The 10,314-nt window shown below is 62.9% G+C and carries 9 protein-coding genes; 7 read left to right on the top strand and 2 right to left on the bottom strand.

Translation table 11 applies throughout. The features are described from left to right. Window positions 1–74: 74 nt before the first annotated feature. Window positions 75–521, bottom strand: coding sequence for a winged helix-turn-helix domain-containing protein (locus tag K0H47_RS14565; RefSeq protein ID WP_219273032.1), 447 nt, complete (start codon window positions 519–521; stop codon window positions 75–77). A 72-nt stretch (window positions 522–593) separates the two neighbouring features. Then, window positions 594–3,812 carry a type III effector HrpK domain-containing protein gene (locus K0H47_RS14560; RefSeq protein ID WP_219273030.1) on the bottom strand — a complete coding sequence of 1,073 codons (3,219 nt, stop codon included), beginning with the start codon at window positions 3,810–3,812 and terminating at the stop codon, window positions 594–596. Between the two features lie 563 nt (window positions 3,813–4,375). On the opposite strand from K0H47_RS14560, the gene K0H47_RS14555 reads away from it, so the two are divergent. The 7 genes from K0H47_RS14555 (at window position 4,376) to K0H47_RS14525 (ending at window position 10,073) form a co-directional block, all read left to right on the top strand. Continuing rightward, window positions 4,376–4,537 carry a hypothetical protein gene (locus K0H47_RS14555; RefSeq protein ID WP_003207273.1) on the top strand — a complete coding sequence of 54 codons (162 nt, stop codon included), beginning with the start codon at window positions 4,376–4,378 and terminating at the stop codon, window positions 4,535–4,537. Between the two features lie 115 nt (window positions 4,538–4,652). Next, window positions 4,653–5,546 carry an FHA domain-containing protein gene (locus tag K0H47_RS14550; protein ID WP_219273028.1) on the top strand — a complete coding sequence of 298 codons (894 nt, stop codon included), beginning with the start codon at window positions 4,653–4,655 and terminating at the stop codon, window positions 5,544–5,546. Window positions 5,547–5,574: 28 nt separating this feature from the next. Then, complete coding sequence (locus K0H47_RS14545) at window positions 5,575–5,931, top strand: hypothetical protein (protein ID WP_177027491.1); 357 nt, start codon at window positions 5,575–5,577, stop codon at window positions 5,929–5,931. After that, complete coding sequence (locus K0H47_RS14540) at window positions 5,931–6,266, top strand: lipopolysaccharide assembly protein LapB (protein ID WP_017477037.1); 336 nt, start codon at window positions 5,931–5,933, stop codon at window positions 6,264–6,266. Before K0H47_RS14545 ends, K0H47_RS14540 begins: the two co-directional genes overlap by 1 nt. Next, window positions 6,263–8,401, top strand: a complete 2,139-nt coding sequence (gene sctV, locus K0H47_RS14535) for a type III secretion system export apparatus subunit SctV (RefSeq protein ID WP_063028747.1) — start codon at window positions 6,263–6,265, stop codon at window positions 8,399–8,401. Before K0H47_RS14540 ends, sctV begins: the two co-directional genes overlap by 4 nt. Beyond that, window positions 8,398–9,678, top strand: coding sequence for a type II and III secretion system protein family protein (locus tag K0H47_RS14530; RefSeq protein ID WP_219273026.1), 1,281 nt, complete (start codon window positions 8,398–8,400; stop codon window positions 9,676–9,678). Before sctV ends, K0H47_RS14530 begins: the two co-directional genes overlap by 4 nt. Before the next feature lie 14 nt (window positions 9,679–9,692). Continuing rightward, complete coding sequence (locus K0H47_RS14525; RefSeq protein WP_063033936.1) at window positions 9,693–10,073, top strand: hypothetical protein; 381 nt, start codon at window positions 9,693–9,695, stop codon at window positions 10,071–10,073. The last annotated feature ends 241 nt before the right edge of the window (window positions 10,074–10,314 follow it).

Below are 10,314 nucleotides of genomic sequence, written 5' to 3'. Positions count from 1 at the left end.
GTGGTGGGGCAAGAGCCTTTTGGTTACTTTTGGGCTCCTTTCAAAAGTGACCCGCTGTAAGAGCGGAACCCATTTCAGCCGTTACCCAAATAATGGATATGCCCCCGATCCAACTCCCCCCCCAAACAACGCCGACAACTATAAACCCCCAACACCACCGGCTTTTTCCGCGCCCCACGCTCAACCCAGGTCGGCGCAACAAACCGATACCCCTGGCCCATCGCGGTCGAGATATAGACCGCATCATCACCCCCCAACGCCCGGCGGATCGCCTTGATCTGCGCCCGCAGGTTGCACTCTTCCACCACCAACCGTGGCCAGGCGATGTCCAGCAATTGGGTCTTCTCCAACAGCTCACCAGGCCGGGAGGCGAGAGCAATCAGCAACGTCAGGGCCCGACTACCCAGGCTCACCGGCTCACCGTTTTTCAGCAGCAGATGACGCCTGGGCAACAGTCGATAAGGCCCAAAGTGAATTTCAAAAGCGCTGTCTTCAAGAGGGCTGCGTTGTGAATACGTCATGTGATTAACCTTTGTGCATGTTCAAAAACACAACCCCGCGCGGCTCCCTTCGCGCAAGGCTGCAAGGGACGGTCAGGTGTTGATCGCCGGGATCGGGTCTTCCGGATAATCACCCGGCTCCGTAGGCCCGCCAGTCAAACCGTATTGCTTGAGCACCGGCACAAGCTCGCCGTAGAACGCGTCCTGCGCCTTGCCATGAGCATCGGCCAGGGCGAAGGGCAGAAAGGCGCTGCCGATCCCGCCAAGAATCGCCGTAGCCCCGCCAAGGATGCCGCTGATGGTCCCGGCCACCGCGCCGATTTCCGTCGCGCCGTACAACCCGGCTCCGGCTTCCACCAATCCAGCCACCGCCGCACCCGTGCCCAGCACACCGGTGGCAACCGAAAAGCTGCCACTCAGGTAATCACCTTTTTTCAACGAGTCGACACCGCCAATCACCCCGATGACACCGCCGATAATCCCGCCCGCCGAGCCGATGATCTTGCCGGCCGCGCCGAGGTTGGCGATTTGCTGCGGGCTCAGCGGGCCCTTGCCCACCGGTACCTTGCCGGGGAAGTCACCAATGGTGCCGCCATCCGGGCGGTTGACCCAGGTGATGCCGTAACCCGCTTCCTTGGCATATTTGGTGCCGCCTTCCATCAACAACCCGGCAAATTGCAGCCCGGCGGATACCCGGTTTGCGTCCGCCACCGGCGTGTTGCTGCCGCTGGCCGAACGGGCCATCAGCACGCCGCTCATCAACACCGCACTGCCGATGTGCAGCAGGCCTTGCTTGAACGCCGGGCTGACGTCGCCGAACTTCATGCCTTCGATGGCCTTGGGCAGTGCGTCGGCGATCTTGTCGCCCTGGCGCCCGATGTCCCATACCGAACGCAGCATCGACACCACTTGCGCCGGGTCGATCTTGCCGCCGTCCGAAGTGACGAACATCTCTGGATCTTTTTGCTGGGCGTCGTTGATCGCCGCGGTGACCTTGGCTTCGTCGAAGTTGCCCTTGCCGTCCCCCAGGGTGATGTTCAGGGTGTCGGTGGTGGCGCCGCCGAGCAGGGCGTCGCCCAGGGCTTCGTTGAAATTCACCTGCAAGGTGGCGGCGTCATCCGTTGAGGCTTTGTCGCCGAGGAAGGCCTGGGCCGAGGCGGTGCTGGCGGCGAAGCTGCTGGCGGCCACGGTGGGGTCCATGCCGCCGGCCACCGCGTCGGTAAAGGCCTTGCCGGTCACCAGTTCGGTTTTGTAATACTGCTGGATATTGTCGCTTTGCCCGGCCTTGTCGGCGATGCCGGTCAGGTCCACATGGCCGTTGCCTCCCAGCGCCAGATTGGCGATGGTCGTATCGTTGGCGGCGTTTTGCAGGCCCATGCCCATGTCGATCTGCTTGCCGTTCTGGTCCTTGGCGTTGAGGTTGTCGTTGAGGTTTTTGCCGGTCTCGATGTCGCTGGTGTAGTAGTTCTGCATCGCGACTTTCATCGTCGGGTTGCTGTCGACGATATCAGCCAGTGCCGGGCCGCGATTGTTTTGCAGGAAGCCTTGTACGTCCGGGTCGGCCGAGAGGGTTTCGATGCCGCTTTGCAGCTGTGCCTTGATCTTGTCTTCGTTGGGGTTGAGGCCGTAGTGGGGCGAGGTGTACTTGTCCATCAGCCCGGCGTGGGGCACGTAGTCGCTCACCAGCAGGCGGGTTTGCGCGTCGGTGAGTTGCACCAGCACTGCGGCTTTTTGCTCGCCGCTGTAGTTCTGCGGGTTGGCCAGGATGTCGGCGGTCAGGCCCGAGGTGTCGACGCCGGCGACGGCATCACGGGTGGCGGCGCCGTCGAGGAAGGTCAGGGTGTCGCTGTCGGTTTTCGGCGCCTGTTTCTCCAGCCAGGCGCCGATGTTGTCGCGGGTGCCGATGCCGTCCGACTTGCCGGTGGCCGGGTTGTCGCCACCGGTTTCCAGGGCATGGAACATCCCGGGTCTGGACCACATGGCCGCCGCGCCGATCAGCTCGGTACTCAGCGCCGAATCGCTGCCCAAGGCTTGCAGGTTGTCGGTGCGCAGCATGCCGTCGTTGCTGCGCTGGTTGGCGTCACCGGGGCGCATCGCCGAACCTGCGCCGGCGGCCAGGCTCTCGTTGGCCATCAGGATTGCCGCCGACTTGGCATTGGCCTTGGCCAGGTCTCCCGGATTGCTGCCGAGGAAGCTGCCATAGGATTTCGACGCAGCGCCGAGGTCCTTGCCGGCGTTGTCGATGAAATGGTCGACGTCCGAATGGGTGATCACGTTGTCGGCCTTGCCGCGCCCGCCGGTGTCCAGCGCGGCCATCAGGCTCGGGCTGCTGGCGACGTACTTGAGCACGGCCTGGGCCTCGGGCGGCAGGGTCGTGGGCGGGTTGGCGAAGTCGATCGGCGCACCGTGCAGGCCCCAGGCGTCCCAGTTTTGCGAGAGCAATTGCGCGGCCGCCTTCGGCCGGTTCAGGTCCAGTTCTTCCTTGGTCGGCGTGCCGCTGGTGTTGCCGGTGATCGTGTCCCAGTCCTTGGCGCCGGAAACGCCGAACGACGAGGTGTCGATCCAGGACGTGTCCGAGGCCCCCGCGGCGCCGGTGCTGCCGGCATACAGTTTGGCCACCTGGTCGTACAGCGCGGGGGTGATGTCCTGGGACACGATCACCTTGTCGCCCGAAGCAGTGGTATAGCGAATCAACCCCGGGCCGACTTCCTCGGGTGGGCCGATCTTCGCTGCCGGGTCCATGGTTTCGGTGGGACCGGCCAGGCGATAGCCCTCGGCCTGGCTGGCGTTGATCGCGAACAGCTTGGCCGAATCGCCGCTGACCTGAGCGAACAGCGCGGGCGTTTCCTTCTGGCTGACCACGACTTTGTCGCCGGCACTGGTCTCGTAGCGGATCAGCCCCGGGCCCAATTCGGTGGTGCTGCCGATCGCCTTGTAGTTGCCCAAGCCGGGCGCCACGGTGCTGGCGTCGGCCTCCTTGTAGCCGGCGCTTTTGCTGTCAGCCAGATTCTTCTCAAGGGTCGCGTCGCTTTGCTGCGCGTTGTACTGGTTGACCAATTGCTCAAACAGCCTGGGGTTGTCGATCTGCTTGAGGGTCACCGGTTTGTCGCTGCCCAGCGGGGTGTAGGTGATGCTGTTGTTCACCGGTGCCTGTACGTTCTGGTACGGCAGCGGGATGGACGGGCCGCGGATTTTCGAGGGGTCGAATACCGGCCGGTCGACCGCCGTGAACAGGGCTTTTTCAAATGTGCTCCGGGCGCCATCCGGGCCCTTGTTATCGGCAGGATCAAGGCCATTCGGGATCGCAGTCATAGATCACCTGGAAGTTGTCTTATATCAATCGATATTTAGTGCAAGTGCACTAACTGGGGCGGGCGAAAGTTGCGAAGTGTTATTGAACAAGCCCGCGCCGAGCTATCAAACGCGATGATCAAGTCGCTTTTGTTACAAATGGCAATATCTGCAAAGTTGGGCAATTGGCTATTAGTTAAAAGTGTGAAGTTGTCTGCGTTATTTTCAGAAATTGTTGGGTAGTCAACGTTTTTGCCCAGGCGTTATTGGCCTCTACATTGTTCAAAACCGTTCATGTTTAAGCGAAATTCCCCGTAATCATTGGGTTTCGTCATGTATTGGATTTTCAACAAAAGTTCCACGCCTCCCTGGGGATGAGATTTTCTCAACGGCAGGTTGAGCCGGATTTTTCACAGCCCCCACCCTGAACGTTTCACAAGCTTTCACAGCGAAGGCGTTTTATTCGTGAGTAGTATGGTTCCCATGCAAACCGACGGCTGCATTGCCAACTCACTGTCTGACGCGGGGAGTTCGGTTCGGTTTGCATACTGCTTAACTTCCCTATCGATGCAAGGAGATTGAACATGGCTACTACTCCACCAGTAAGTGCAGGCGGCGCCGACGACGCTATCGCGAAGATGGAAGCAACTTTCAATATGGCCATCGAGAAGTCGGCCAAGATCACCGAGATCAGCACCGCGAAAAAAGCAGAGCTCGACGCCACCAAACAGCGTCCGCAGAACTGATTCGCCATACGGGCAGCGCCGGCGCTGCCCGTATACCTGCCTGACCCCGTTGCACCGTTGTTGATCGGCACAGGTGTGGTTGCTGCCTGTGATTCTCAAGGGGGCAAACCCAACCATGACAGCCTTGATTTCCCTGGGCCTGCCCGCCGCGAACGGCGCGCCGACCCTGCTCGTGACCCACGGTTTGCACCAGGGCAGTTCCCTGATGCTCGACCAGCCGGTCTACACCCTTGGCGCCGCCTTGGCTGCCGACCTTCAGCTCAGCGATCCCGGAATCGCCGAACTGCACCTGCGCCTGCGTTTTGAAGGGGCCCAGGTGGCCGTCGAGGCCCTCGGCGGCGATGTACTGATCACCGGTACTGCCGGTGATATCCGCATTCCCCAAGGCAGCGGCCATCGCGCGCGGCTGCCGTTGCAACTGCGCATCGGCACGGCGGGTGTGAGCCTGGCGCTGCCGGGCAGCCCTGAAAAACCGCCTGTAGCCACACGCACCTTTACCCCGTGGATCATCGCCACTGCCTTGCTGTTCGTGTGCGCAGGTGCCTTGGCCTTTCGCAACGATCCACCCCAAGCACAGGCCGTCCTGCCGGTCGCCGAAAAAGCCGTGGCCAAGCCTTCCCGCGCCGAAGCCAAGGCCTGGTTCGAAGGGCAATTACAGGCCGCCCACCTGGACGCCGTGAAGGTCAACGACATCGACGGCCAGCTCAACGCCGTCGGCTCCTTCGAGCGGGCGCAAAAGCCTCAGTGGGTCGCCCTGCAACAAGCCTTCGACCAGCGCTATGGCCAGCAGATCGTGCTCAACCCGCGGGTCGCGGTGCGTGCGGATGCGGCCCGGCCACGGGTGCGCTTCCAGGCGGTGTGGTTCGGCACCCATCCCTATGTGATCAACGACAGCGGCAAGCGCCTGTACCCCGGCGCGGCCTTGGCCGACAACTGGGTACTGGAACGCATCGAGAACAACCAGGTGATCCTCGCCCGTGGCGAAGAACGCTTCACCTTCACCCTATGACGCTGCTTTTTTCAGCTAAGGCCCCGGGATGAAAGTCGAACCCCGTCCGTTGATTCCCAGTGATGTGCGCAGCGCGCCGGTGGAGGCGATCCGCCTGGTCAATTCGCGCCAGGCCACCGCCTTCGAGGCCGTGCTGAAAACCCGCAAGGTCCAGTCCCGTCGCTCCTTGCGCAGTGACCTGGAAGAGCTCACCAGCGCCGCCGGCGTCGACTCGCTGCTGTTCGGCAGCGCACGGTCCCTGGAGTTGCTGGATCACGTGATGCAGCACCTGTTGCCGAACCTCGACGCCGAGCCGGAGATCAAGGCGCTGGCCCATGACCTGATCAGCGAGGAAATCGAGATGCGCCGCACCCTCGAACAACAACGCTCGGAGGTCCAGGCCTGATGTCCCGGAATAACGACGACGCGGTGCAATTGCTCAAGGGCATTGGCGAGCTGTACCGGCGCAACGGCCAGTCCCAGCGTGCGCTGGTGATGCTGCTGATTGCCGTGAGTGTGGCACCCGACGACGGCCTGCTGCTGCGCTCGCTGGTGCTAGCGTTCACCGACAGCGGCGACTTCACCCGCGCACTCGCAGCCCTGGACCGCCTGGTGGCGCTGGAAGGCGAGTCCGCCAGCCTGTTGCTGCTGCGCGCCCGGGCGCTGTGGTACGGGGAACGCAAGGACGAAGCGCGCCAGTGCTTCAAACGCTACCTGGCTGCACGGAGAGTGGCGCCATGAACCTGCTCAACCGCCTGAACGGCATCGCACGCATGGCCGCCCAGCGTACCGACGTGATCATTGTCGCGTTCATGCTGATGGCGATTGTGATGATGATCATCCCGCTGCCCACCTACCTGGTGGATATGCTGATCGGCCTGAACATTGCCCTGAGCATCCTGATCCTGATCGTCGCCTTCTACATCGGCCACTCGGTGGAATTCTCCGCGCTGCCACCGCTGATTCTGCTCAGCACCCTGTTTCGCCTGTCGCTGTCCATCACCACCACCCGCTTGATTCTGCTGCACGGCGACGCAGGCCATATCGTCAAGGCCTTCGGCGACTTCGTGATTGCCGGCCAGGTGGTGGTGGGCATGGTGGTGTTCCTGATCATCACCGTGGCGCAGTTCGTGGTGATCACCAAGGGCGCCGAGCGGGTCGCGGAAGTGGCGGCGCGCTTCACCCTGGATGCGATGCCCGGCAAACAGATGAGCATCGACAACGACCTGCGCAATGGTGATATCGACCAGGCCGAAGCCCGGCGCCGGCGTTCCCGCCTGGAGCGCGAGAGCCAGATGTTCGGCGCGATGGACGGGGCGATGAAGTTCGTCAAGGGCGATGCGATTGCCGGGTTGGTGATCCTCGCGGTCAACCTGCTGGGCGGCATGCTGATCGGCATGATCGAGCGCGACATGGCCTTCGGCGCGGCGGTGCACACCTATTCGCTGCTGACCGTGGGCGACGGCTTGATCGCACAGATCCCGGCGCTGCTGATCTCGGTAGCGGCGGGCACCGTGGTGACGCGGGTCAACAGCGACGGCGAGGCGGGTGACCTCGGCAGCGAGATTCTCAAGCAGTTGGGTGCCAGCTACCGGGCCCTCGGTCTGACCGCATTGATCATGGTGGGCGTCAGCGTGATCCCGGGTTTTCCGACCTGGGTGTTCCTCGGGTTGTCGCTGGTGTTCGGCGGCGCGGCGTTCGTGATGTACCGCCGTCATACCCGTGAACACCTGGTGGAACCCGAGGCGCTGATCGAGACCCTGGAGCCGGTGGTGGAGGTGCAGGCCGAGCAGGATTACGGCGTGGCCCCCGATACTCGGGTGCTGCTGACCCTCGGCAGCGCCTTGGCCCTCAGCGCACCGCGCCAGCTGTTGAGCCAGCGCATCGAAGCGCTGTGTCACGACATTCGCAGCGACCTCGGCGTCGACATGCCGGTGCCGGGCATTCACATGGACGCCAAGGCCACGCCGGGCAGCTTTCGGGTGTCCCTGGAAGGCGTGCCGGTCAGCGAAGGCGAGATGCCGATCAACTGCCTGTTGTTGCAGGACGATCCGGTGCACGTGCAACTGCTGGACATCGCCACCCTGCAAGCCGATTCGCCCCTCAATGGCCGCGCCGCACACTGGATCGAGCGCCAGCACGAAGACGCGTTGCGCACCGCCGGCATCGGTTTCCTGCTACCGGATGAGGTGCTGCGCGGCGTGCTGGAGCGCAGCCTGCGCCGCTATGCCGCGGACTTCCTCGGGATCCAGGAAACCCGCCTGCTGCTTGAACGTACCGAAGCTACCTACGGCGAACTGGTCAAGGAAGCCTTGCGCCTGGTGCCGTTGCAGCGGGTGGCCGAGACCCTGCGCCTGCTGGTGGGCGAGGGCGTGTCGATCCGTAATCAACGGGCCTTGCTCGAAGCCATGGTGGAGTGGGGCGCTCGGGAAACCGACGCCAGTCGCCTCGCCGAACACCTGCGCGCCGCGTTGGCGCGACAGATCAGTCATCAATACGCCGATCGCAATCGGGTAATTGGCGCCCTGGTGCTGGCGCCGGGATTGGAAGACCAACTGCGCGCGTCCCTGCGTCGCCAGGAGCCCAGCCGCGAAGTGATCCCCGAGGAGGTCAACCGCGCCTTGCTCGCCCAGCTGCGCCAGGCCTGCGACAAAACCCTCGAGGCCAACAGCGCGGTATTGCTGGTGCATCCGGAATTGCGCCGCAGCCTGCGCCGTTTGGTGCTGCGCGGCGAGCTGGAACTGGCGGTGCTGTCGTTTCGCGAGCTGGCCACCGAATACAACTTGCAAGCGCTGGTGACCATCAGCCTCACCGATATCTCCAACCGCCGTGCACCTGCCGCGGCTTCCGTCACTTCCCTGGCGTCTGCCTCATGATTCGTTTTTGTTTGTTATTGCTGACGTTGACCTCGTTTTTTTGCAGCGCCCAGGACATTGCCAATGGCGCCCAAGGCTCCATCAGCCTCGCCTCCGGAGAAGGCCGGATCCTGCACTTCGTCGCGCCGGTGGAATCGGTGCTGGTAGCCGAACCGGGGATTGCCGACCTGCAAGTGGTGTCGCCCGGTGTGATCTACATCTTCGGCAAGGCCCCGGGCAATACCAGCCTGATTGCCCTCGGCAGCGACGGCAAACAGCTTGCCAGCCTGAGCCTGGCGGTCAGTAGCGCGACCCAGGCAGTGACCGCGCCGATGCAGGAATTGCATCCCGGCAATGGCGCGCAGATCAGCGGCGCCGGCAACCGCTTGATCGCCAAGGGCACGGTGCGCAGCGTGGGCGAGGCGACGGATTTGAATGCCTTGCTCAACCCACAGGGCCAGGGTTTTCAGAGCGCGGTCAACACCACTGAATACGCCGGTGCGGCCCAGGTCAATTTGCGGGTGCGGTTCGCTGAAGTGTCCCGCTCGGAGCTGTTGCACTACGGCGTGAACTGGAACGCCATGTTCAGCAACGGAACGTTTTCCTTCGGCCTGATCACCGGTGGGCCGCTGGCAGCGGCGACTGCGGGTGGACTGGCAGCGGCGGGCAGCGGTTCGGGCAACACCAATATCGACGGCATGCTCGACGCGTTGCAGGCCAACGGGATTCTGCAAATTCTGGCCGAGCCGAATATCACCGCCATGACCGGGCAGACCGCGAGCTTCCTGGCGGGCGGCGAAGTGGCGATTCCGGTACCGGTGAATCGGGATCTGGTGGGGATTGAATACAAGTCGTTCGGCGTGTCGCTGCTGTTCAACCCGACCCTGTTGCCCAACGGCCGTATTGCCCTGCAAGTGCGCCCGGAGGTCAGCAGTGTGGTGAGTGGCGGAACGGTGGATTTCGGCAATTTCCATGTGCCGTCGTTCAGCGTGCGCCGGGCCGATACGCGGGTGGAAGTGGGCAGCGGGCAGACGTTTGCGATTGCCGGGCTGTTCCAGCGCGAGAGCAGCCAGGACATCGAGAAGCTGCCGTTGCTGGGTGACCTGCCAATCCTGGGCAACCTGTTTCGCTCCAAGCGTTTTCAGCGCAATGAAACCGAGCTGGTGATTTTGATCACGCCGTACCTGGTGGAGCCGGTGCGCAGTCGCACCCTGGCCACGCCGCTGGATGCGCAGCCCGCAACCGCCGCAGCGGCGGGGCCGCGCAGTGGTGGGGCGGTTGGTTTCTACATGAATTGATGAGGGGGCATGGCATGAAAGTTTCGCGTTTGTTGATGTGTTTGCCCCTGTTGGTGGTGGGGTGCAAGACGCATTTGGCGCCGGTGTATTACTCACCGCAGTATCAGGCGGACGGGTTGCCGAGCCAGTGCCAGCAGCCGCCGGCCAAGGATGAGATTGGGCTGGATGAGGATTTCAAGGCGACCTTGCCGTTGGGCTGTGCCAACAATTTGAATTTGATGCAGATGGTGGAGCAGCGGCAGGATTTGAATCAGGGGCGGGCCACCGGCCCGGCGATGGCGGCGCCGGTTGGGCGGGCGGCGCAGGTGTATATCGAGGGGTTTGATCGGGAGCAGTTGCAGCGGCGTCAGGCTCAGCAAGAGGCCAAGGCGGGCGCTCCGGGAGCGGAGAAATGATCCGTCATGCACATTCCCCCTGTGGGAGCTGGCTTGCCTGCGATAGCAGTATTCCAGCCCCAGCAGATCTATCTGTCACACCACAGTCCAACTGTGGGAGCTGGCTTGCCTGCGATAGCGGTATTCCAGACCCAGCAGATCCATCTGTCACACCACCATCCAAATGTGGGAGCGGGCTTGCTCGCGAAAGCGGACTGATAGGCGACCAGGATCTTGAAGCTTACCGCGTACATATCCATTC

Origin of the sequence: Pseudomonas sp. Xaverov 83, assembly GCF_019352905.1 — a bacterium.
Taxonomy (GTDB): domain Bacteria; phylum Pseudomonadota; class Gammaproteobacteria; order Pseudomonadales; family Pseudomonadaceae; genus Aquipseudomonas; species Aquipseudomonas yamanorum.
This window is presented reverse-complemented; position numbering and strand designations above follow the sequence as displayed.